The sequence below is a fragment of the Bradyrhizobium sp. 153 genome, from assembly GCF_023073835.1.
Taxonomy (GTDB): domain Bacteria; phylum Pseudomonadota; class Alphaproteobacteria; order Rhizobiales; family Xanthobacteraceae; genus Bradyrhizobium.
Genome location: NZ_JADPKH010000120.1, coordinates 45,655 through 67,414 on the forward strand (window position 1 = coordinate 45,655; position 21,760 = coordinate 67,414).

General features: G+C 62.1%; 34 protein-coding genes. 33 read left to right on the forward strand and 1 reads right to left on the reverse strand.

Features of this window, described 5'->3' with window-relative positions:
• Position 1 precedes the first annotated feature (1 nt).
• From IVA91_RS27845 to IVA91_RS27900, 12 genes are all read left to right on the forward strand, one after another.
• A complete protein-coding gene (locus tag IVA91_RS27845) occupies positions 2-292 on the forward strand; it encodes a hypothetical protein (RefSeq protein WP_247459598.1) in 291 nt (96 codons plus the stop codon).
• The gene (locus tag IVA91_RS27850) at positions 277-522 is read left to right on the forward strand and encodes a hypothetical protein (RefSeq protein ID WP_247459600.1); all 246 of its coding nucleotides are present in this window, start codon (positions 277-279) and stop codon (positions 520-522) included. The genes IVA91_RS27845 and IVA91_RS27850 overlap by 16 nt, the downstream gene beginning before the upstream one ends.
• Positions 523-570: 48 nt before the next feature.
• Positions 571-1,065, forward strand: coding sequence for a hypothetical protein (locus tag IVA91_RS27855; protein WP_247459602.1), 495 nt, complete (start codon positions 571-573; stop codon positions 1,063-1,065).
• The gene (locus IVA91_RS27860; RefSeq protein ID WP_247459604.1) at positions 1,062-1,238 is read left to right on the forward strand and encodes a hypothetical protein; all 177 of its coding nucleotides are present in this window, start codon (positions 1,062-1,064) and stop codon (positions 1,236-1,238) included. The genes IVA91_RS27855 and IVA91_RS27860 overlap by 4 nt, the downstream gene beginning before the upstream one ends.
• Entirely contained in the window at positions 1,235-1,432 is a 198-nt protein-coding gene (locus tag IVA91_RS27865; RefSeq protein WP_247459606.1) for a hypothetical protein, read from the forward strand. The genes IVA91_RS27860 and IVA91_RS27865 overlap by 4 nt, the downstream gene beginning before the upstream one ends.
• Complete coding sequence (locus IVA91_RS27870) at positions 1,414-1,680, forward strand: hypothetical protein (RefSeq protein ID WP_247459608.1); 267 nt, start codon at positions 1,414-1,416, stop codon at positions 1,678-1,680. Before IVA91_RS27865 ends, IVA91_RS27870 begins: the two co-directional genes overlap by 19 nt.
• An 11-nt stretch (positions 1,681-1,691) precedes the next feature.
• Entirely contained in the window at positions 1,692-2,246 is a 555-nt protein-coding gene (locus tag IVA91_RS27875; RefSeq protein ID WP_247459609.1) for a 3'-5' exonuclease, read from the forward strand.
• Positions 2,246-2,479, forward strand: a complete 234-nt coding sequence (locus IVA91_RS27880; RefSeq protein ID WP_247459611.1) for a hypothetical protein — start codon at positions 2,246-2,248, stop codon at positions 2,477-2,479. The genes IVA91_RS27875 and IVA91_RS27880 overlap by 1 nt, the downstream gene beginning before the upstream one ends.
• Positions 2,480-2,717: 238 nt before the next feature.
• On the forward strand, positions 2,718-3,047 hold the full coding sequence (locus IVA91_RS27885) for a hypothetical protein (protein ID WP_247459612.1): 330 nt from the start codon (positions 2,718-2,720) through the stop codon (positions 3,045-3,047).
• Between the two features lie 57 nt (positions 3,048-3,104).
• Positions 3,105-3,617, forward strand: a complete 513-nt coding sequence (locus IVA91_RS27890; protein WP_247459614.1) for a hypothetical protein — start codon at positions 3,105-3,107, stop codon at positions 3,615-3,617.
• 103 nt (positions 3,618-3,720) lie between these two features.
• Complete coding sequence (locus IVA91_RS27895; RefSeq protein WP_247459616.1) at positions 3,721-4,206, forward strand: nucleoside 2-deoxyribosyltransferase; 486 nt, start codon at positions 3,721-3,723, stop codon at positions 4,204-4,206.
• The gene (locus IVA91_RS27900; protein ID WP_247459618.1) at positions 4,199-5,110 is read left to right on the forward strand and encodes a dATP/dGTP diphosphohydrolase domain-containing protein; all 912 of its coding nucleotides are present in this window, start codon (positions 4,199-4,201) and stop codon (positions 5,108-5,110) included. Before IVA91_RS27895 ends, IVA91_RS27900 begins: the two co-directional genes overlap by 8 nt.
• Before the next feature lie 108 nt (positions 5,111-5,218).
• On the opposite strand, the gene IVA91_RS27905 is transcribed toward IVA91_RS27900, so the two are convergent.
• On the reverse strand, positions 5,219-5,677 hold the full coding sequence (locus tag IVA91_RS27905; protein WP_247459620.1) for a hypothetical protein: 459 nt from the start codon (positions 5,675-5,677) through the stop codon (positions 5,219-5,221).
• Positions 5,678-6,021: 344 nt separating this feature from the next.
• Between IVA91_RS27905 and IVA91_RS27910 the strand changes: the two genes are divergently transcribed.
• The 21 genes from IVA91_RS27910 (at position 6,022) to IVA91_RS28010 (ending at position 21,751) form a co-directional block, all read left to right on the forward strand.
• Positions 6,022-6,216, forward strand: a complete 195-nt coding sequence (locus IVA91_RS27910; RefSeq protein WP_247459622.1) for a hypothetical protein — start codon at positions 6,022-6,024, stop codon at positions 6,214-6,216.
• 122 nt (positions 6,217-6,338) lie between these two features.
• Positions 6,339-6,827 carry a hypothetical protein gene (locus IVA91_RS27915; RefSeq protein ID WP_247459624.1) on the forward strand — a complete coding sequence of 163 codons (489 nt, stop codon included), beginning with the start codon at positions 6,339-6,341 and terminating at the stop codon, positions 6,825-6,827.
• A gap of 80 nt (positions 6,828-6,907) precedes the next feature.
• A complete protein-coding gene (locus tag IVA91_RS27920) occupies positions 6,908-7,066 on the forward strand; it encodes a hypothetical protein (RefSeq protein ID WP_247459626.1) in 159 nt (52 codons plus the stop codon).
• 17 nt (positions 7,067-7,083) lie between these two features.
• Entirely contained in the window at positions 7,084-8,427 is a 1,344-nt protein-coding gene (locus IVA91_RS27925) for a DUF2800 domain-containing protein (protein ID WP_247459628.1), read from the forward strand.
• Positions 8,427-9,311, forward strand: a complete 885-nt coding sequence (locus tag IVA91_RS27930; protein ID WP_247459632.1) for a hypothetical protein — start codon at positions 8,427-8,429, stop codon at positions 9,309-9,311. Before IVA91_RS27925 ends, IVA91_RS27930 begins: the two co-directional genes overlap by 1 nt.
• A 59-nt stretch (positions 9,312-9,370) precedes the next feature.
• Positions 9,371-10,024, forward strand: a complete 654-nt coding sequence (locus tag IVA91_RS27935) for a methyltransferase domain-containing protein (protein ID WP_247459633.1) — start codon at positions 9,371-9,373, stop codon at positions 10,022-10,024.
• The gene (locus IVA91_RS27940) at positions 10,024-10,287 is read left to right on the forward strand and encodes a hypothetical protein (RefSeq protein ID WP_247459635.1); all 264 of its coding nucleotides are present in this window, start codon (positions 10,024-10,026) and stop codon (positions 10,285-10,287) included. The genes IVA91_RS27935 and IVA91_RS27940 overlap by 1 nt, the downstream gene beginning before the upstream one ends.
• Positions 10,284-10,544, forward strand: a complete 261-nt coding sequence (locus tag IVA91_RS27945) for a hypothetical protein (protein ID WP_247459637.1) — start codon at positions 10,284-10,286, stop codon at positions 10,542-10,544. The genes IVA91_RS27940 and IVA91_RS27945 overlap by 4 nt, the downstream gene beginning before the upstream one ends.
• Positions 10,537-10,929, forward strand: a complete 393-nt coding sequence (locus tag IVA91_RS27950) for a dATP/dGTP pyrophosphohydrolase domain-containing protein (RefSeq protein ID WP_247459639.1) — start codon at positions 10,537-10,539, stop codon at positions 10,927-10,929. Before IVA91_RS27945 ends, IVA91_RS27950 begins: the two co-directional genes overlap by 8 nt.
• On the forward strand, positions 10,929-11,561 hold the full coding sequence (locus IVA91_RS27955; RefSeq protein WP_247459641.1) for a class I SAM-dependent methyltransferase: 633 nt from the start codon (positions 10,929-10,931) through the stop codon (positions 11,559-11,561). Before IVA91_RS27950 ends, IVA91_RS27955 begins: the two co-directional genes overlap by 1 nt.
• 112 nt (positions 11,562-11,673) lie before the next feature.
• Complete coding sequence (locus IVA91_RS27960; RefSeq protein WP_247459643.1) at positions 11,674-12,318, forward strand: ssDNA-binding protein; 645 nt, start codon at positions 11,674-11,676, stop codon at positions 12,316-12,318.
• Between the two features lie 74 nt (positions 12,319-12,392).
• Positions 12,393-12,614: a hypothetical protein gene (locus IVA91_RS27965; protein WP_247459645.1), complete on the forward strand. Its 222-nt coding sequence runs from the start codon at positions 12,393-12,395 to the stop codon at positions 12,612-12,614.
• Positions 12,615-12,626: 12 nt separating this feature from the next.
• Positions 12,627-13,355, forward strand: coding sequence for a hypothetical protein (locus IVA91_RS27970; RefSeq protein WP_247459647.1), 729 nt, complete (start codon positions 12,627-12,629; stop codon positions 13,353-13,355).
• Complete coding sequence (locus tag IVA91_RS27975) at positions 13,352-15,634, forward strand: collagen-like protein (RefSeq protein WP_247459648.1); 2,283 nt, start codon at positions 13,352-13,354, stop codon at positions 15,632-15,634. The genes IVA91_RS27970 and IVA91_RS27975 overlap by 4 nt, the downstream gene beginning before the upstream one ends.
• Positions 15,634-17,931, forward strand: a complete 2,298-nt coding sequence (locus IVA91_RS27980; protein ID WP_247459649.1) for a DNA polymerase — start codon at positions 15,634-15,636, stop codon at positions 17,929-17,931. The genes IVA91_RS27975 and IVA91_RS27980 overlap by 1 nt, the downstream gene beginning before the upstream one ends.
• A gap of 3 nt (positions 17,932-17,934) precedes the next feature.
• On the forward strand, positions 17,935-18,294 hold the full coding sequence (locus tag IVA91_RS27985; protein ID WP_247459650.1) for a hypothetical protein: 360 nt from the start codon (positions 17,935-17,937) through the stop codon (positions 18,292-18,294).
• A complete protein-coding gene (locus IVA91_RS27990) occupies positions 18,291-18,758 on the forward strand; it encodes an SLOG family protein (RefSeq protein ID WP_247459652.1) in 468 nt (155 codons plus the stop codon). Before IVA91_RS27985 ends, IVA91_RS27990 begins: the two co-directional genes overlap by 4 nt.
• Complete coding sequence (locus IVA91_RS27995; protein ID WP_247459654.1) at positions 18,755-20,296, forward strand: helicase-related protein; 1,542 nt, start codon at positions 18,755-18,757, stop codon at positions 20,294-20,296. Before IVA91_RS27990 ends, IVA91_RS27995 begins: the two co-directional genes overlap by 4 nt.
• Positions 20,293-20,643 (forward strand): hypothetical protein, encoded by a 351-nt coding sequence (locus tag IVA91_RS28000; RefSeq protein ID WP_247459656.1) that lies wholly within the window; start codon positions 20,293-20,295, stop codon positions 20,641-20,643. Before IVA91_RS27995 ends, IVA91_RS28000 begins: the two co-directional genes overlap by 4 nt.
• A 272-nt stretch (positions 20,644-20,915) precedes the next feature.
• Positions 20,916-21,281: a hypothetical protein gene (locus IVA91_RS28005; protein ID WP_247459658.1), complete on the forward strand. Its 366-nt coding sequence runs from the start codon at positions 20,916-20,918 to the stop codon at positions 21,279-21,281.
• Positions 21,281-21,751, forward strand: coding sequence for a hypothetical protein (locus tag IVA91_RS28010; RefSeq protein WP_247459660.1), 471 nt, complete (start codon positions 21,281-21,283; stop codon positions 21,749-21,751). The genes IVA91_RS28005 and IVA91_RS28010 overlap by 1 nt, the downstream gene beginning before the upstream one ends.
• Positions 21,752-21,760: the final 9 nt, after the last annotated feature.

Below are 21,760 nucleotides of genomic sequence, written 5' to 3' on the forward strand. Positions count from 1 at the left end.
AATGGTTAGAGACCCGCTGAAGATTCACGAAGACGCGCGCTTGATCTTGAATGCAAGCCGCGCGCTCAACGCGGTCCACAACGACGACAACGTGACCGGCCACCTTGTGCGGCTCGCGCTTTATGAGCGCGTGAAGGCACGTCTTCCCGGCGCAAACAAGGCCCGCATCAACCGCTATGTGGCCAACGTACTGGCGGAGGCCGCGCGCATCCATACCGAAGAAGCCCTTGACGAACTCGCCCGCTCCCACACCGACCATGCAACAGAGGAAACAGCATGTCCGACAAACTGAAAATGGCCCACGCCGACAAGATCAGCGACGCGCGGCGCGATGCCGTCATTGCGGCGGCAATCGACTTCGCAAAGCAACCCTCGCGCATTGCACACGGGGTCAAGCTCTTCAAAGCGGTTGACGCCTATCAAGCCATTGCGGCGTCACTGTGCAGCGGTTGCCCATCGCCCGACGTGTGCAAGCGCCACGCCCATTGCTTCTTCACCGACAACGACCACCGCGCCGACTAGCGCGCACGGAAGCATCACAACTAAAATTCTTTGGCAGGGAATTGGAATATGGACTTTGCAATCACATTGCCCTTCTGGCGCGACTTCGAAGCAACAATTGACCGTCGGGGCAAGAGCACCGCGCAAATCCTGAAGAACGCGGAGCCAACCACGTTTGAGCGCTTCTCCTTAATCGCATCGATGTGGCTCCCGTCGGTGCAAGTGTCGTTGATGGACGGGCAATTCGCCTTTGCGGCGTGCAAGCTCCATGGCTTCTACATCTTCCTTCGCGCGCATCAGCACCACAAGCCCGCGCTTCTTGAAGCCGTGCTTGATCAGGCCCGCGCCCTCGAATTCGTCATGGCCTTTGTTCACTCGCATCCGGAAGCGGGCGCACGCTTCGACGCTGAATTGGACTTCGTGAACAACGGCTCCCGCTACGCCGAACTACTCGTTTACCTCGCGATTGCGCCGGAGCACTTCACGGCCGACGAAGTGGAGTCGCTCTTCATCCGCTTGGACACGGCCACCTTTTGCGAAACATGGAAGGCCGCCGCGCAATGATCACGCTCGCAACGGTTTGGCTTTTGCTCACCCAAGGCACCGGCCCTTCGTCTTCCGCAATCAACACCGTGCACACCTACACCGCGGCGGCCGAATGTGAGGCCGCCGCCGCGAAGATCAAGGCGACGTTTTGGGCGTCCACGCTGTGCCTGCCCGTCAAGGAGTCCCCGTGACCGGATACCGCATCAAGCTTGTGCCGCTCGCGGAGCCCAACGCGGAGGGCGAATGGCGCGACATCACCGCGTTGGAGCTTGCGCGCATGAGGCCACCGCCGCCCGGTTGTCGTGACGCCGCTAACTTCTTCGCGTCGTTCGTGCCGGAGGGCTTCTTCCTTGTCGGAGTCGAGTCATGTCCCTTGAAGAACTAATCGCCGACGCCGTGCGGCGCGGGGAGCTTAACCACCTCTCCGTGATCGCCACCGAACGCGGCTTCCATGCCGTCTTCCGTGTCGCCAGCGGCTCCGGCCACGCGAGCGCACACGGCAAAGACCCGGTTGAAGCACTTTGCGCCGCACTTAAGGGCGCCAAGATGACCCGTGCTCCGCGCGGGCCGTCCATGAAACCGACACCGGAGCCCGACCCGGTGAGCACCGACGACGATATGGATTTTGGCTAGGAGATTTTGAAATGAACCACGTTATGCTTGACATCGAATCTATGAGCACCAACCCCGGTAACGCGTTGGTGCTCTCCATCGGGGCCGTTCGCTTCGGCTTCACCAACGACGGTCCCGTGATTAGCAAGCGGTGGTGCGCCGTGCTTGATCCGCGCCAGCAATTGGCGCTTGGCCGCGAAGTCTCCAAGGACACCATGACGTGGTGGCAGACTCAGACGGACGCCGCCCGGTCCGCGTGGCTGCACGGCGAGGTGAAGAAGCTCACCGATGCGATGGGTGAGCTTTGGGCCTTCGTCAACACACCGGAACCCGCCGTAACGGTGTGGGCGCACGGCATCACGTTTGACCTTGCCAACGTCCAATCACTCTTCCAAGCCGTCAAGCTCTCCACTCCGTGGAAATACGACGCGGCCCGCGATTGCCGCACCATCGTGCGCACGTGCCCAGTCATCGAAGAACGGGCGATGAAGCCCCAAAAGGAAGCGGGCCTTGTGGCGCATGATCCGGTGTCGGACTGCGTGTCGCAAGTCCATTACCTTTGGCAGCACCTCCGGGAGCTTTCGTAATGCCCCGCAATACAATTGGCTACCCCACTCCGCCAACCACGGGCAGCGGCGTCAAGAGCGCCGGAGCCTCGCGCCGCGAAGCCGGAGCGATCCGCACGCGCCGCATTCTCGAAAACCAAATCGTGCAAATGCGGGTGATGCACCTTGCGTTGGGCGATAGCTACGCACACCGCAAAGCCGCGAAGCTCCTTGAAGCCGCGATTGCCGACTCCGCGGAGGTATCGCAGTTATGAGCGCGCCGGGGCATGTCCACGCCTTCAAGGTTGTCGGGAGCGGAACGCACTTTCCGCCGGTCCCGAACTCGCGTCACGTGCCGCGCCCCGTGCACAAGGTGGAATGCGCGTGCGGCCAACGCGGCTTCTTCTATCACGGCTCCCGCGTCGTCCTAACATGGTCGTCCGATTGGTGCACGGAGGCCGAACACGAAGCGGCGCAAGCGCGCAAATCACCGCATGCGCGGGCGATCAGGCCATGAGCTACTTCGTCGTACGATACATGACAAGCAACAGCCCGGGGCGCGTGCACACGCGGCCCCGGAGCGAGAGCGCCACCGAAGACGGCGCGGCGGCGGAGCGCGATCACCACATTGGGCGGTGGCCCGACGTGACGCATTGTTGGGTGGAGGAAGTGCACAAGGGCCGCACCGTGCGCCGCTGTAGCTTCGTGGCTCAACGTGTGGTGCACCACGATAAGAAGCTTGCGATTTGCTCACGATGCTTTGCCAACTTGAAGCGACTTGTGCCCGCCGACGCCGAAGACGTGACTTGCTTCGCGTGCGATAACGCGCACGCGATCCCGTGAGGCCGCAATTGCCGACTCCGCGAAAATTCGCAGCAATGATACAATAGAGAGGTTACGATGACTAAACAGAATGACGTTCCTGTTGCTGGGGCTAGTACCCGGTGTTCTGCCGACATCGTGGAACGGCTGCGCCTTGGCGGCTGGGCAATCTCAATGGCGACGAGAAACGAAGCCGCAGACGAGATTGAGCGACTGCGCATTGCCGAGCGGGAGGCTTTCCAAAAATACGTTGATGCCAACGAGGCGCTGATTGAGGCTCGCGCTCAACCGCAGGAAGCGCGCAAGCCCTATGAGACGCAGGACGGCGACCTGTGGCACATGATCGAGCAATTGCGCAGCCTTGGAGGCTGGCAGCAGCAATCAGCCGATGCTCTCTGGCGAGAAATCGCTCGCTTGTCCGCCTTCACTCGCGCGCAGCAGCACATTGCCTATGAAGCGTGCGCCCTAATCGCGGAGCGTCTTGGGAAGGAAAGCCCCGACAACGCATCACGGGTCGCGATGGCGGAAGAGATCGCGCAAGAAATCCGCTCACTTTCACTCTCGCGCCCAAACCGTGGGGGTGAGGCATGAACGTCGTACGACGCACGCGCGATTCCATTCGTTACTAGAATCCGCGCGGGCGATTTGACTACCTAGGCGCATTGCAAACCCCACATTGCGTCTAGGTGTCCCTATGAATTTCCAACGTCCCTATATCTACCTCGCGGGTCCGATCTTCGGATGCACCGAGGGCGAGGCGAAGAACTGGCGCGCCGACTTCGCGGACAAGCTTGAAGAGCACGGCATCACCGGCATCTCTCCGCTTCGTTGCGAACCCATCGTGGGCGAGCGCTACGATGTAGCATATGACGACCCGTGCTTCGGGCAACCAAAGTCTATTCTCGCGAAGAACTTCGTGGACCTTCAGCGCTGCGACATGACGTTGGCTTATTTCCCGAACACGGAGCCCGGCAAGGTCCCCTCCGTCGGCACCATCGGGGAAGTGTCGTGGGCCTTCGCGCTGCGCAAGCCCGTTGCCATCGTCACCCAAGACCCGTTCTTGACGAAGCACCCCTTTATCTCGCAACAGCCGTCTTGGCCCGTGCTCTCCACGCTGGACGACGCCTTGCGCCTGATCGTCGGGATTTTCGGCGGGTATGCTGGGGGCCGCAATGTCTAAGGCCCCGAAGCGCAGCGACTACACGCCCACCTTTAGGTGCGAACGCTGCGGCGGGACGCGCCGTATTGTGACCACTGTGGACCATTGCGATTATGAATCGACGGCTTGCCCGAACTGCGAACTTGCAGCGGGCTACCCTCTGCGTGCCGCTCCGGCCGATGCGCCCTTCGTGCTTCAGCGCGATCCGGGCGACGAACACGCGGAGGGCTACCACGCGCACGACCGCGCTTCACGCGAGCGCGACGCGCGGCGCGACACCTTCACCGTCCCGCCCGGCCACGAAGCCGTTAGGGACGCCGAAGGACGCGCTACCGGCGAGACCCGCGCGAAGGACTGCGTGACCTACTGTGGCGCGGCGTGCACGTGCGGGCTCAACACGAAGCCGTCGTGGCCGCTGGACCAAGGCGAGGCCCCCGCACCGAAGCCGGAGCACGACGCGAGCACCAACGCCAAGCCGTCCAATCCAAAGGACGCGTTCGGCGTGCTGAAGGCCGGAATCTCCTTTGTGTCACTCCCGGTCTTGCTGGAAACGGCAATCGGGATGGCTGAAGGCGGCTTCAAGTATGGCGCGCATAACTACCGCGCCGTGGGCGTCCGCGCGTCCGTCTATGTTGACGCGACGTTCCGCCACCTCGCGCAATTTTGGGAAGGTGAGGACATCGACCCGGAGAGCGGCGCGCAACTGTCGCACATCACGAAGGCCATCGCGTCGCTTACCGTGCTTCGCGACTCCATGATCCAAGGCAATTGGACGGACGACCGGCCGCCGCCGTCGCCGCCGGGTTGGCTTCAGAAGATCAGCGCGGAGATGGTGCGGCTTGCCGACAAGTTTCCGCAACCCGTCGCGCGCTACCTCGCGAACGGCCAACGCGGCCCCGGCCGCATTCTCGAAAAGGGGGAGTGATATGCTAGAGAACTTGCGGACGGGCCTGTGGCCCTTCACGCTTCAGATTGTCGCGCCGCTATGCGCAACCGCCTTGATGGTGGGTTGCGTCTATCGTGTCTTCGCGGGCTAGGACGCGTCGCGCGCCCTCGCCCGATCTAGTGCCGTCGAAGCGACTTCCGTTTGAGCGCCCTTCAACGTCTTTTCGGCGGCCACTTGCTCTTCATCGATATAGCCGCAGAACACCACTAGGCCAGCGTTGTCCGTGGTGTGCTCCACGCGAAGCTTCATGCCTTCCCACGTGGAAGTCCACTTCACCTTCTTACCCGCCTTGTTCTTGTGGATCGCCCAAACGGGCGTCGGGTACTTCTTAGGAGGACTCGCCGGTAGCACGGGAAGCGGACCGACGCCCCTTCCCTTGAACATCTGCGCCACTTCGAAAAGGTCAATTGCAGACTGCGGGCCGCGCGACGACACGAACTTCATCGCTTCGGCTAATTCGTTTTCAAGCCCCTTAAGGCTTTTGTGTTTGCTGATGCGCTCATAAATAGCCGCCCACGCTAGTGCGGCCTTTTGCGCGTCGTCCATCGGACTCGCCCCTCTCACTGTCTTTGCTCCTAAGCGCCCGGCTTCCTTGATTCGATTTGGTTAGGATTATTGTCCGGGCGCGCTGGACACTAATCACGACACTAAACAAAAGTCTAAGTCGAAATTCCGACCCTAGGTTAGAACCCACCTGTTTTTCAATTCCGGGCGTTCCCGGTGCGCCGCGGCATTACGCAGGCTCCGGCTAACGCGCTCTTTTTGAAATCGTTCCTTGCATTTCCAAATTCGTTGTTGCAGTTTTGAAAAGATACCGCTGTTTCCGGAAAGGGTCCAGCGGCTATTCGTATTTTGGTGAATTTAAGATTTTAATTCAAGGAGTTGACAAGGTGAAGACGCCCAAATCCGTTAACAAACCGCGCTTTTTCGATCCGCGGACCACCGCGGAAGTGGAAGCGAGCCGGGACGCCACTAACCGGAAGCCCTTCCGCACGAAGTCTCAGAAGGTGGAAGCAAGGCGCTACGCCGTCCGGGTTAACGGCGCATTTTGCAGCAAGGCCCCGGTGAGCCGTCACGCCGAATAAGGCGTTTCCGAAAACGCGATCCGCGTTTTTCGATTTGTTACTTGGAATTCTAAAAACGGATGGGTACGACTCCACGTCGTTGAATTGTTCAACACGTACCCATCCATTTAAGAGGTTTCCAAGTGTCCACCAAAATTGCAATCGAACTGAAGCTTTCGGACGAAGACCGCAACGCGATCATCTCGGAAGTTGAAGCCCGCCTCAAAGGCGTTGCCGAAGCCGCTGTGAAGAATGCGGGCAAGGGCGCCACCACCGGCAAGGGCAAGAACGCCACCGCCACCAAGAAGAACGAAGAGCCCGCCGCGGACGAGTCCGGCGATGACGGATTCGAAGACACCGACGGCGAGGCCGACGCGAGCGCCGACGGCGACGAAGCGGCCGACGACGACGACTTCGAAGGCGGCGAGGAAGAGACCACCACCGTGACCAAGAACGACGTGCAGGCCGCTCTTCGCGACTACGCCGCCGTCACCTCCAAGGCCGAAGCGATGAAGGTTCTTGAGAGGGCGGGCAAGTGCAAGGGCCTGTCGGCTCTTGAAGAGAAGAACTTCGCCGCCGTCGTCAAGGCCGCGAACGAAGCCACCGCGAAGGCGAAGAAGGCGAAGAAGTAAGCGCACCTCCAAGGCGCTCACTCGCGGCGGGCGCATGCCCGTGCCCGCCGCACCTTCTCTCCCTCACCCGGACCCGCCCCATGATCTACAGAATCAAATCCAACACGTGGCGCCGCGTTGCCATCGTCTGCGTGATGCCGCTTGCCGTCGCGGTAGCCATCGCCGCGGGCGTCGTGACCGCTGTCGAAGCCCTTTCCGAAACGTGGCGCGACGCTCGCGACGCGTGGAAGTCCCGCTAACATCGAAAGCCGCTGCAATGTCTGCCCACAGCAAACGCTCTCCGTCTAAAGCAAAGCGCACGATTCGTTGCAGCGGCAACCTCGCCCTAATCGGCACCCTGCCCGACCACCAAGTGAACGTCTCCGGCGAAGCGGCCCGCATCGGCACGTGTGTGCACGGGCTCATTGAGAAGTGCTTGAAAGAGGGCAAGGAGCCTTCCGACTTCCTAGACCGCATCGTGGAGCTTGTCGGCGAGGAAGAAGCCTTCACGATGTTGCGGCCCAACGCCAAGACGCCCGGCCCCGGACGCATCTTCTACATCGTCAACGCTGAAATGATCGAAGGCGCCACCGTCGCAACAGACTACGTGCGCGGCCGGTGCAAGGAGCTTGGCGTTCCGGAAAGCGCGCTCCAACTGGAAACGCGCACCAACCCGTTGCCGGACCGCGACGACACCTCCGGCACGGCCGACGTGACCATTGACGCATGGCCCGTGCTCCTTGAACTCGCCGACTTCAAGAACGGCTGGATTGTCGTTGAAACGGAGTCCGATCAGCTTATTGCGTACTTGCTGGGAAAGGCGCTTGAAGACGACTTCTCCCACGAACGCTACATGGCAACGGTGATTCAGCCGAACGCCAGCGACCCGGAGTTGCGGGCGCCGCGCTCCATCGAATACACGCGCGAAGAACTTCTTGAATGGCAAGCGATGTACCGCAAGGCCGTGGAGCGCTGCGACGAAGCCGACGCCGCCTTCGCCGAAGTGGAGAAGGTGGAGGAGCCCTACCAAGAACAAGCCTATGACGATTGGGCCGCCAAGTACCTGAAGGCGGGCACCCACTGCACGTTCTGCGAAGCGGCGGCCATTTGCCCGGCGAAGCGCTCGCTTCATCAGGCCCAAGCCAAGATCGATTTTGACGACGAACCGCGCGCCCTCAACTTCGACTCGCGGCGCCGCCGCGAAGTTGCGCACCTCATGAAGTGGGCGCCCCACTTCGCCGCCTTCTTCAAATCCGTGGCCGCCTACGCCCAACGCGAGATGGAAGCGGGCTTCGAAATCGAAGGCCAAAAGCTTGTCCGCAGCAAGACTAACCGCGTCTTCAAGCCCGGCATGACCGAAGCCGAAATCGTCGCCGCCATTCTCAAGGGCGCGTACGTCGCCGACAAGTCCAAGCTGTACGACAAGCCCGCGCTGAAGAGCGGCCCGCAGATTGAGAAGATGGTGCCAGCGAAGCGCCGCAAGGAATTCAACGAAGCCCTTCTCCACAAGCCCGAAGGCGCGCTCACGATGGCACCTGCCGACGACCCACGCCCGGCCGTCTCCCGCGGCGCCGCCGATGATTTCGATGACTACGAAGACGACGAAATGGATTTTGGGTGATGGCCGCGCCCCTCCTAATCAATTGCCAGCACGGCTTAGGAGACAACATCTATTCGCGCCCCTTCGTGCGCGCGGCGAGCGCTCGCGGTCCGGTCTATCTCGCGACACCGTGGCCCGAACTGTTCGAAGACCTGCCCGTGCAGTTCGTGGAGCCCGGAACGCGGCTCCGCACGCAGGCCAAGAACGTGGCGCTGCAACAGCGCGGCCGGTGGGTGCGCCCGCCAGCGCAAGCGCGCTCCGTGCGTGTGAGCTACGGCGCCGTGCAGTTCCGCAACGGCATCAACATCGCGCGGTCAATTGAGAGCGCGTTGCCGCTACGTGGCGCGCCGTTCGTCTTTGATCTTCCGCCGACGGGTGACGCACCAATCACGGCGCGCAAACCCGTTGCCTTCGTTCGCCCGGCAACAGTGCGCCGGGAATGGTTCAACTCCGCACGCAACCCCAAGCCCGAGTACATCGCAGCGATTGCAGCGGAGTTGATGACTACCCACCACGTCGTTGTGGTGGCCGACTTGGAAGACGGAGTGGAGTGGGCAGAGGGGCAATTGCCGCCCCATCACCAAGCATTCTTGCGCGGTGAACTGCCCGTCCGCTCCCTTTTGGCCCTCTTGGCGGCTGCGGAAGTCGTCGTTGGCGGCGTCGGGTGGATTGTGCCCGCGTCGCTCGCGCTGCGTCGCTCCGCCTTCATCGTCTTGGGCGGGCACGGTGGCCACAACGCCCCGGCACTTATCACCGACCCGCGCATGGATTTGTCCAAAATTTATTTTGCCCACCCGACGGAGTATTGCAGATGCACGGACATGAAGCACAATTGCACCAAGGAGATTCCCGACCTTCTCTTGAAGTGGGATACGTTCCGCCACAAGCGCTTCCGGCCATTCTAGCGCATAGCGCCGCGACCGCATTTACGTGGTGGCCGGAGCTTGGCTTCGGGTTCTACCCGGTGACGGCAGGCATTGCGCCGTACGACGCAGCGTATTTTGAGCGCTACCGCGAGATGGCCGACACGCCCATGGGCCGCGCGCTCAACAAGGCGCGGTGCGACTTCGTGGAGCGCCACACCAAGGGCGCCGTGGTGGACATCGGAATCGGCGCGGGCGCGTTCATTGAACGGCGTTACGGCGGGCGGTTGCAGCCCACATATGGCTACGACGTGAATCCGGCGGGCGTCCGGTGGCTCAAGAAGTACACGCTGTTCCTGAACCCCTACGAATGCGAGAGCGTGGACGCGATCACGTGTTGGGACGTGTTGGAGCACATCCCGAACTTCGAAACGCTCATTAACCGCGTCAAGCGCTTCGTGTTCGTCTCCATCCCGATCTTCCGCGACGCCACTCACGCGCGGCGGTCCAAGCACTTCCGGCCCGATGAACATTGTTGGTACTTCACATCCTACGGACTCAAGGGCGTCTTTGACACGTTGGGCTTCGATTGCGTCGAAGAGAACGACACGGAGAGCCGCCTAGGACGCGAAGACGTGATGTCGTTCGTGTTCAAGCGGCGCGCGGCCGACGAACGCTACCACCCCGAATGGACCTTGAGCGGCACGCACTACGCCGTCCTTCAGGACATGCGGCGCGCTGCGGAGCGGCGGTGATGACGGAGGTTGGACACATCCCTTCGGCAGTGTGCGCGAAGTTCTGCGAACTCGCATTGAAGGTCAAGCGGCGGGGATTCGAACACTACTCCGCCGACGCGATCTTGCACCGCATCCGCTGGCATTTCCAAATTGAGCGGGAAGACCGGGAATTCAAGTGCAACAACAATTGGACTTCGACCCTCGCCCGGTGGGCGATGGAGACGCACCCCGAACTAAACGGATTCTTTGAGACCCGCAACCGCAAGGAGTGCGTGTCGTGAAGATCAGCGAAGTTACGGTGTCGCAATCGGTTCGCGTGAACTTAGGCGACTACCAAAGCACGGACTTCTTCGTTTCGATGAAGGCCGAACTAGACGACGGAGACAAGCCGCTTGACGTTGCGGCGACTCTCCGGCGCCGCGTCGCTCACGCGCTCACCAACACGGTGGGCGCCAATTTCAAGGCACGCGGCAAGGACATTTCACCCAAGAAGATTGCAAGCACGTACGGCATTGAAAGGATTGAAACCCGTGAGTGATTTGATTGTCCACCACCATTTGCACCGGCAACGGGATTGGAGTGAGCGGACCTTCGGCCCGTACTCGCGCCCGCTGCGCACCGAAGGCGTCCTTGACCACATCAAGAAGGAGGTACGCGAGATTGAAGCGAAGCCGTCCGACTTGGAAGAGTGGGTGGACCTGATCATTTTGGGTTGCGAAGGCGCGCTCTCGCAAGGCCACTCGCCCGAAGCCATCGCCCGCGCGTGGGAGGCCAAGCAAACCAAGAACGAAGGCCGCGTATGGCCCGATTGGCGCACCACGGAGCCCGGCAAAGCGATTGAGCACGACCGCACGCAGGACGATTGCCCGACGGCATGCGCAGCGCGCGACGGCGGCCCGTGCTTCTTTCCGGAGTGCGCGTGATGACCGGGACCCGCAACCGTTGGAAGCTCATGTCCACCGCTCGCGCGGAGAAGCCGCCGGAGCAAGGCAAGCGCCGCAAGCTGGACGACTACGAAACGCCGCCGCATGAGGGGCTGCAACTCGCGCGCTTCTTCAAGCCGTCGGGCAACATCTTGGAGCCCGCGTGCGGGAGCGGCCGTCTTGTCGGCGCGTTGAAGGAAGCCTTTCCGGGCGTCCGGATCACCGGCACCGACATCAAGACCGGCCACGACTACACCAAGCGCACGAAGACGTGGGCGGGCGACATCATCACCAATCCGCCTTACCGCGACGGCTTGGCGGACTTCTTCACCACGAAGTCCCTTGAGCTTGCGGACGGCAAGGTGGCGATGTTGTTGCAGTCGGGCTTTATGTGGGGCTCCGGGCGTTGCGACTCGCTGCACTTGGTGACGCCGCCGGAGCTAATCATCGTCCTACCCTATCGCGTCTATTTCTTCGAAGGCCCGAAGGGCAAGCCGATCAAGTCGCAATACTTCAACCATGCTTGGTATTGCTGGCCTGATCGCGCGGCGCGCGAGCGCGGCGACTACGGCACCCGCGTGGAGTGGGCGCCGAAGATCGCGGACAACGACGACGAAAACGACTTCGGCTAATCCTCATTACATCCCCATTCGTTACTTGAAACGGCGCCATTTTGAAAAGATGGTGCCGTTTCTGCTTTTGCAGTTTCCACATTGATAAATAGATATTTGAGGATATTCCGATATGGCTGATAGTGACAAGAAAACGGTGAAGTTTTTCACCCCCGTCTTCCGCCTCTCCTTCCCCAACCTGTTCGTTGCCCGGCGCAACGAAGACGACCCGGACGCAAAGGCCAAGTTCGGTCTGTCCGCGATCTGGACCCCGGCGAACTTCACGCCGCGCGAGAAAGAACTTTGGCTCAACATCATGAAGGAGCTTGACGCGATTTCGCGGAAAGACTTCGGCGCGCCGTGGAAGGAGCTTCCGGACAACGTGAAGCGCGGCGTGCGCGACGGCGCGGCCAAAGCGGGCATGGAGGGTTACGGCAAGGGCACGCGCTTTGCCAACATCACCACGCATTCGCGGCCGGGCGTCATCACCAAGGACCGCGAAGACATCGGGCCGGAGCACGGCAACGCCGATTTGATCTATCCGGGTTGCTACTGCCGCGCGAGCGTCAACGTCTATTCCTACGGGCTCAAGAAGGGTTCGAAGGGCAAGGGCGTGGCGCTGGGGCTCTTCAACGTCCAGAAGATCAAGGACGGCCCGCGCCTTGATAACCGCATTGCCGCGGCGGATGACTTTGACGAAGACATTGACTCGGCTTGGCTGGACCAAGACGACAACGACTTCGACAACGGCTCCGACGACGGCGACGATTTCGAATAAGCACGAACAAACCCGCGCGGGCACACCACCCGCGCGGGCTTTTCCACGCCCCATCCAATTCGAAAGCGCGTCCCATGTTCATCCCCGTTTTGATCATTGCCCTATCGTCCGGCGCTGTCGTGAAGCTCTCCACCGGAGAGGCGTTCAACACGGCGCGTGAATGCAAGGCCGCTATTCCCGCCTTCGACAAGAAGGCGGGCGCGTTGCTCTCCCGGCACTACGGCAAGGGCGAGCGCGGCCGGAGCTACCAATTCGAAATCAAGTGCGAGCGCGTGCCGAAGGGCATCGCGATCTAAGCGGGGCGCGCTATGGCAACCCATTTCAAATTTGTCCGGCCCGCGACCCCGGCGGAAGCACGCGCGATCCGCGCCAAGCGCGCGGCGAAGAAGGCGCGCGGCCAAGAGGCCGCAGCGGCAAACACGGACGACCTGAAGGCGTCGATTATTGAAGCCGTGCTTGCTGCCATCCCAAAGCCGAAGGACGGCGCCCCGGGCAAGCCGGGCCGCGATGGCAAGGACGGCGAGCCCGGGGCGCCCGGTGAACGCGGACCTGAAGGCTTGGAAGGTTGGGACGGCTTCGACGGCGAGCGCGGCCCGCCCGGCCCTCCGGGCAAGGACGGAGCCGACGGCAAGGACGGGGCCGACGGTGCCGACGGCGCCGACGGCAAGGACGGCGAGCCCGGCCCGCGTGGCCCGCGTGGCAAGGACGGCAAAGACGGCGCCAACGGCAAGGACGGCAAGGACGGCTCCGCCGTGCTCACCGGCCCGCGCGATCCGAAGAGCGACGACGGCAAGGACGGCGACCTTTGGCTCAACACCAAGACCGCCGACATTTTCCAGAAGGGCGGCACGTGGCGCTTCGTCATCAACATCCGCGGCCCGCGCGGCTTCACCGGCCCGGCCGGTAAGGGCACCGGCAACGGCACCACCATCATCACGGGCGACGAAGGCTCTTCGGTCATCACCGGCTTCGGCCCGCCCCCGGAAGGCGGCGTGGTCGGGCAATCGATTCTAGTTGGAAGTGGAGTCCCATCATGAGTTTGGGCAGCAACGGCGACCTGTATATTGACCGCGACAACGGCGATTATTACGCCAAGGTTGAAGGAGCTTGGGTGTTCCAAGGCAACTTGCGCGGACCGCAAGGGGCGACGGGCGCGCAAGGTGTGCAAGGACCGCAAGGCTTGCCGGGGGCCCCGGGAGCCGTCGTCATTACCGCTGATCTTCTTTTCGGCGAGGGGCCGCCCGATGACGCCGACGGCGTGGACTCACAAGTCTACGTGGATGAAACCACAAGCGACGTTTACAAAAAGACCGCCGGGCATTGGGAGCTTCAAACCAACATCCGCGGCCAGAACGGCGCGAACGTTCTCACCGGCACAAGCGACCCGGCCCCGGAGCTTGGCAACGACGGCGACTCTTTCATCAACACCGTAACCGGCGCCGCGTTCGCGAAGTCGGCGGGCGTGTGGACCGCGACGGGCGGCAACCTCAAAGGCCCGAAGGGCGACAAGGGCGACACGGGAAGCGTTGGCCCCGCGGGCGCGCAAGGCGCCACGGGTCCGAAGGGGGACAAGGGCGATACAGGCGCGGCGGGTCCGGCGGGCGACATCGGCCCGGCGGGCGCGCAAGGCGCCATGGGTCCGAAGGGGGACAAGGGCGACAAGGGCGATACAGGCGCGGCGGGTCCGGCGGGCGACATCGGCCCGGCGGGCGCCGACGGTGCGCGCGGCTCGCTCTGGTATGAAAACGCGGGTCCGCCCGGCAACATCAGCGGGCAAGCGCCGAACGACGTTTACTTGAACACGACCAACGGCGAAGTTTACCGCCGCGACGCGACCGTGTGGACTCTTGTCGGCAGCATCAAAGGGCCGCAAGGCCCGTCGGGTGCCGACGGCCTTAACGGCACGGACGGCGCCGACGGTGCGCGCGGTTCGCTTTGGTATGAAAACACGGGCGCGCCGGGCGTCATCACCGGCCAAGCGCAAAACGATGTTTACTTGAACACGACCACCGGCGACGTTTACCGCCGCGGCGCGAGCGCGTGGACTCTTGTCGGCAACATCAGGGGGCCGCAAGGCCCAGCGGGCGCCGACGGCGCGCCCGGTGATACCGGCCCCAAGGGCGACACGGGCGCGCGGGGCTCTCTTTGGTACAACGGTACGGGCGCGCCCGGCACCATCGCTGGGCAGGCCGACGGCGACGAATACTTGGACGCGGCGACGGGCGACGTTTACGCGCGCTCCGCGGGCGCGTGGTCGAAGGTTGGCAACATCAAAGGCCCCGCTGGAACGGGCGGTGGCGGAGGCGCTGGCGGCGGCGGAATGGCGCGCAACACGTGGACCTTCGACGCCGTAACGACGGATAGCGATCCGGGCGCGGGCAAGTTCCGGCTCAACAGCACCTTCACCATCGAAAAATATAGCGTCGTCCTTTACGTGAGCACGACGGACAAGGACGGCAACAACGTGGCAAGCGTGCTTGACGGCTTGCGCGCGGGCGACGCCTTCGCAACGCAGTTGGTTACGCTGTACTTCTCCACGCCCACGGTGTTCACCAAGCGCGTGACCGGCCGCGTTACGGCCGTTGTCGCGTCCGGCGCTTATCGCAAGATCACACTTGACGTGCTCTACCGCGACGATAGCGCCACCGCGTCCTTTGCGTCCGGCGACAACATCACCTTTCAGTTTGATCCGGTGTCGCGCTACATGGACCCGCCACCGTTCGGCTTGAACGTGAGCGACTCCAGCATCTACAGCGTGCCGGGATTTATCCCGATGCGCTCCAAGACGCTATCGCTCGCGTCTAACCGTGCCTATGTGGTCCCGGTGCGCATCACGCGCCCCACGCGCATCACCGGCTTCCGGATGTCGGTGAACACCGCCGGGACCGCGGGCAACGCGCGCTTCATGATTTATAAGTTGGGGCAGCGCACGGCCGACGGGCTTAGCGACTCCGGCGATCTGGTCACATCGTCTTCGGCGCTTTCCAACGCCTTCGGCTCCACGGGCGGCAAGAGCGGCACACTCGCCGCAACCGTGCTCGCACCCGGCTACTATTGGTTCGTGATGGCCGTCGCGGCGCTCACGGGCGCGCCCGTGTTGAACGCCCTTTCGGGCTTTTGGGCCGACGGCAATTACTTGGCCCTCCCCGGCGCTTCGTTCCAAGCGGTCGATTATCTGTACTTCCCCGGTGATTTAACCGCCGCGCCCGCAACGCTTAGCGGCTTGCCCACTGCGCAAACATCGACCCTTTTAACGTCGTCATTCGGTGACGTGTGCACCGTGCCATTCGTTGGGTTGATGGACCCGCACTTCTGATGTTGCACGTTAGCCCCCGCACTATCCTACGCGCGATCCGGCCGGAGATTGTCCGGCCGCGCGCCACTATCGACTTCGAAGGCCGTTCCGCTGGCAATCTGAAGCGCATCGGTTCGTGGCTCTATTCGCGGCATCGTACGACGCAAGCCCATTGCTTGGCGTACCATCTGCCCGGCTCCGACGAAGTGAAGTTGTGGCACCGCGCCTATCCCGCCCTTGGCATCGAAGAGTCGGCGCCGCCGGAAGACCTGTTCCAATGGATCGCCGAAGGCGGCATGGTCGAAGCGCACAACGCGGGCTTCGAACAGAACTTCTGGCAAAACGTGATGCTGCCGCAGCACGATTGGCCCGAAATCCCGGACGACCAATGGATGTGCTCCGCCGCGAAGTGCGCCGCGCTCGCCCTGCCCCGTTCGCTGGAAGGAGCAATCGAAGCGTTGGGGCTCCCACAGAAGAAGGACCCGCGCGGCGAAAACTTCGTGAAGAAGTATTGCCAGCCCGCCCGCCTCTCCAAGCGCGAGCGGGACTCCTTGGGCGAAGACTACGTTGAGTTCGCCGAAGACATCGAAGGCATCACCACCGGGTGGGAATATTGCAAGCAAGACGTGCGCGCGGAGATGTGCCTTTCGGACGCCCTGCCCGACCTTATCCCGAATGAACAGAAGCTTTGGCATATCACGCAGGGCATGAACCGGCGCGGCGTGCTCATTGATACGGAGCTTGCACGCGCGGCGCTGCGGATGGCTGATAAAGCCAAGCGCAAAATCAACGCGGAGTTGGAGAGCATCACCGGCATTAAGTCCGGATCGCAGCGCGAGGCCCTGAAGAAGTGGCTTGCGGAGCATGAAGGGTTGGAGCTTGCCGACTCCACCGCGAAGACCCTTGAATGGTATCTCGACCGGCGCACCGACTTGTCCCAGCGCGCTCGCCGCGTGCTCACCATCATTAAGGAGGTGAACCGCACGTCCACCAACAAGTTTAAGCGCATGCTTGAATGCGTGGACGATGACGACCGTGCCCGCGACCTTCTCTCCTTCTGCGGCGCGGAGCGCACGGGCCGTTATGCGGGTAAGGGAATCCAAGTCCAGAACTTGCCCAAGGGCCGCTTCGCGAAGCATCTGCCGAAGAAGACCGCGCTAGACCTTGCGGTGGAAGACATCAAGTCGGGCGATCTTGAATGGTGCGAAGCCGTACACGGCGACATCATGAACTTGATTGCGTCGTGCCTTCGCGGCGCGCTCATTGCCCCCAAGGGCCGCGACCTTGTGTCGGCCGACTATGCCGCCATTGAGGCACGGTGCGTGCTGTGGGAGGCGGGCGCCGACACGGCGTTGAACGTCTTCCGCGAAAAGAAAGACATTTATTGCGACATGGCGTCCGGCATCTACGGCCGGGAAATTACGAAGGAGACGGCGAAGCCCATCAACGCAATGGGCGCCACGGAGCGCGACTTCGGCAAGGTGGCCGTGTTGGGCCTTGGCTATGGAATGGGCTTCCTCAAGTTCCTAATCACGCTGCGCACCTACAACATCGTGCTCACCCGCACCGAAGTGCTCGCGATGATGGGCCGCAAGCGCTTGGAGAAGTACGAAGGCATTGTGCGGAAGAAGCTCTTTCCGAAGCCGGAAGACTTCGATGATGGGCGCAAGTACAGGCTCGCCGAACGCGAGGCCGCCAAGAGCCGCCGGGCGCTCCGCGACGAACGCGAAGACCCGGAAGGCGTGCTCCACGAACTCGCGTTGTGCAAGTACACCGTGGACACGTACCGCACGCGCTACTCCGAAGTGCCGGAGATGTGGAAGGCCCAAGAGGCCGCCGCCGTCGAAGCGATTCAGCATCCGGGCCGCCGCGTACAGTGCGGCGTGGTCGTGTGGTACATCGAAGGCCGCTTCCTGAAGTGCCGCCTGCCCTCCGGCCGCACGCTCAACTATTGCGACCCGGAGATTAAACCCACCAAGACTTCGTGGGGAGAGACGCGCCCTCAAATCCGCTTCATGGGCCGCGATCAGAAGACAAACAAGTGGGTGCGGCAAGCGACCTACGGCGGCAAGCTCACGGAGAACATCACGCAGGCCATCGCGCGGGACATCATGGCCCACGCGAAGATTTCGCTAACGGAGAAACACGGCCACATCTACGACCTATTGATTTCGATCCACGACCAAATTCTGTCCGAGTGCGACGAAGGCGCGGGCGACGTGAAGTCGTTTGAAGCGGTGATGGCTGATCTTCCGCCGGAGTACGACGGATGCCCCATCACGGCGGAAGGCGAGCTTTACAAACGGTTCCGGAAGTGAGCCATGCACGGGACCTTCGCAACCATCATCAAGGCGGAGCCGTGCCGCATTTGGCTGGACGACCGCGCCGGGCTCTTCTGCACGGTGAGCCCGGAAGACTACCAATGGGCGTTGCAATGGCGCTGGCACTTCGTCCGCGACAAGCACGGGCGCAAGTTCTACGCACGCCGCAACACCCGCATTGCCGGGCGGCAAATCCACGTGTGGCTTCACAAGGCGATCTTGTCGGAGCGCATGGGCATCTTGCCACCGTCCGAACTACACACCATCGGCGACCACGGCAACGGCGAGTCGCTGTGCAATGAGCGTTGGAATCTCTCTTGGGCCACGCCGTCCATGAACCGAAGGACGGCCCGCACATGATTATCGCAGCCACCGGGCACCGCCCGAACAAGCTAGGCGGCTACGGCGACGACGTGCGGAAGAAGCTCCGCACCGTGGCGCGCAACTACCTTGGCCTTTCGCTCGCGTCGGAAGTCATCAGCGGCATGGCGTTGGGGTGGGACCAAGCCTTCGCTGAAGCGGCAATCCAACTAGGAATCCCCTTCACCGCCGCCGTGCCGTTCGAAGGGCAGGACGCTATGTGGCCCGCCGCGTCGCGTGCGCACTACGGCGTGTTGCTCTCGCGCGCCGCGGACATCCACGTGGTTAGCCCGCCCGGCTATAGCGCCCACAAGATGCAAGCCCGTAATGCATGGATGTGTGACAACGCGAACCGCCTTTGCGCGCTGTGGGACGGCACGACGGGCGGGACGTGGAATTGCATTGAATACGCGTCGGCGCTTGGGCTCCCGATTGACAACGTATGGCAGGACTTCGCGCAATGACCGAGTACCCTTACGCGGCGGACTTGATCGTGGCGCCTTTCCGCGAACCGCCGTTTGACCACCAAATCGAAGAGTTCGAACGGCACGTTGGCAAGGAGGCCCGCGCGCTGTTGTGGACCATGCGCACCGGCAAATCCAAAATGACGATTGACACCGCGTGCCAACTCTTCGTCAACGGCGGGGACCTTGGCAAGATTGACGGCGTGTTGGTCTTCGCTCCTAACGGCGTCCACGCGAATTGGTTAGAGCGCGAGTTGCCGAAGCATTGTTGGCCGGGCGTGGAGTGCGAAACCATCGTGTGGCGCTCGCGCGTGGCCGGGAAGAAGGGCGGCAACCGGCTAAGCAAGGCCGCCGCTGCGAAGTGGGCCGCGGAGCAAGAAGCGTGGTGGGAGAAGCTGAAGACCATCCGCAAGAGCAAGAAGCTTTTTTGGATGTCCGTGAACACGGAGAGCATGACGCGTGACGACGTGCGCCGCGCGGTGGCTCGCTTCCTGAAGTGGCGGTGGTGCCTGATCGTGTACGACGAGTCCGACGACTTCGGGTCCCCGGGCTCCATCCGCACGAAGATGGCCCGCGCGCTCTCGCGCCGCGCGATCTACAAGCGCGACCTTACCGGCACCTTGCTCACGGGCTCGCCGCTCGCGGCGTGGTCGCAGTTCGAATTGCTGAAGGAAGGCGCGCTTGGCTACACCAAGTTTTCCGACTTCGATTCCCGCTATGCCGAATATGAGTTGGCCAGCACGCGCGCCGGGCGCCAGTACCGCAAGCTATTGGGTTTCCGGAATCAAGAAGAGCTTCGCGAGCGGATCGCGCAATACTCTTCGGTGGTCACGCGCGACGACGTGAAGGGCATGCCCGCGTTGTTCCGCAGCGTGCGCCCCATCGAATTGTCGCCGGAGCAACGCGAGCTATACGCCCAAGTGCACAAGAGCTTCCTTGTGCAGATTGAGGACGAAGAAGTGTCGTTGGGCGAGCGCATGCAACGCTTGACCAAGTTGCAGCAAATTTGCTCCGGCTTCGTGATTGATGAACAGAAGCGCACGCACCTAATCCCCGGCCGCAACCCGCGCTTGGAGGCCATCTCGGAAGAAGTCTATTTGTGCCCCGGCAAGGTGATTATTTGGTGCCAGTACCAAAAGGACATCGATTTGGTAGAGGCGCAATTGTTACAGGACGGGCACCGGGTCGTTGGCTATCATGGCCGCGTGCCCGATGATGTTAAGCCACGAAACCTCACAGCGTTCCGAGATGACAAGGAGGTTAAAGCCATCATCGGGCACATCCAATCCGGCGGGCGCGGCCTAGATATGTCCGTTGCCTATAAGGTCATCAACTATTCGCACACCTTCAAGGCCCGGTTGCGGGCGCAAGCGGAGGAACGGGCAACGAAGATCGGAGGCCATAACATCGAAGTGTTGGACTTCGAAGCACCCGGTCCGGACGAATACATTAGGTCCAAGATTTTAGAGCGTATCGACATTGCAGAAGCAATCGCAGGAACGGGATTGCGTGATTTTTTAAAGAGCCTTGAATTATGAGCCGCGTTTTTGTCGTCCAGCAACCCGCCGTTTTTGACCGCGTGTTGAAGACCTTCGTGCCGAAGTACGACTTGACCCCCGCAGCGGCGCACGGGCGCCTTGTCTACTTGCTGGGGCCGGGCAACATCTTCAAGGACCGCATGGACCAAGCCACCAAGCAAATTGCGCGGGTGATGTCCGACTACTCCATGCGCGATTGCCTTTTGGCCGTCGGCGATCCGGTGGCCATCGCGGCGGCCGTCATGATCGCAGGCAAGCGCACGGGTGGCGTGGTGCGGTTGCTGAAGTGGGACCGCTTGTCGGCGTCCTATGAGTGCTTCAGCGTCAACACCAACGTGGCGACCTGATCCATGCGGAGCGCTGCGGAAGTGGTGGTTGCTGCGCTGAAGCGCGGCAAGACGAACGCCGAAGCGCTCGCGGCGGCTAGACGCGCGCACCCCCGCACAACCATGTCCTTGCCTACTGTAAACTGGTATCGCAATCGGTTGCGCAGCGAAGGCGCGAAGGTCCCGACGGACCGGGAGGCGAAGCGAAAGTCAAGCTGATTCTGTTTTAAGATTCGCTTGACCTGTTTTTAAAAACACCATATCCGTTTTGCATATTGCAGACGGACATTTTCATGACCAAAGCATTTAGTGGGGCCGTCCGGCTCACCGGGGCGCGTTTTAGCGTCCAAGTATTGCAAGAGCCGGACGGCCCTATTTCCCGCTACCAGCGCGACGGCGGCAAAGCCGCAACCGCAAAGCTCTTGAAGCCCGTGCGCTCCAAGAAGCGGGCCGCAATTCTACGGTGGTTCCTTCAGCACCCCGACGGCGTGAAAGTCGGAGAGGCCGTCCAGCAACTCAACCTCACCCGCTCCGCCGTTTTCTCCTATTGGTACTTCATCCACCGCGAGCACGGCATCGGCTACACCCTCGCGGGCAACGTCATCACCCCTCGCTTGCCGCGCAACTGCACGGTGGCCGACGTGTTCGGGGAAGCGTGATGGCCCGCGAATCCTCCTTGTGGACTTGGCTTTCCAAAGCCCGGCTTGAATTCCCCGACGTGCTCCACATGGAGCGGGTCGAGAACATGCTAGGCGCGGGCTTCCCGGACGTGGACGGCTACTTGCGCCCGCACGGTGCCTTCCAACTCGAATTGAAATCGACCACACGCCCGGCGCGCCCAACCACGCCCGTTCGCTTCGCGCTCCAAAAGCGAGACGCACAAATCAAGTTCTTGCGCACGCGGTGGGAGCTTGGCGCCAACGCGTTCTTCCTCCTCCAAGTCGGCGAGGCTTCCGACCGTGTGCTGTACCTCGCGCCCGGCAACGTCGGCGACAAGCTGAAGGCCGGAATACTTGAAGCGGCGCTCGCCGTGGAGTGCGTCAACACGGGCATTTTTAAGCATCCATTTTCACGCAGAGACATTTTGAAAGCCGTTACGACATGCCGCCGAAACCCCTCTCAAAATTGAACGCCCCGG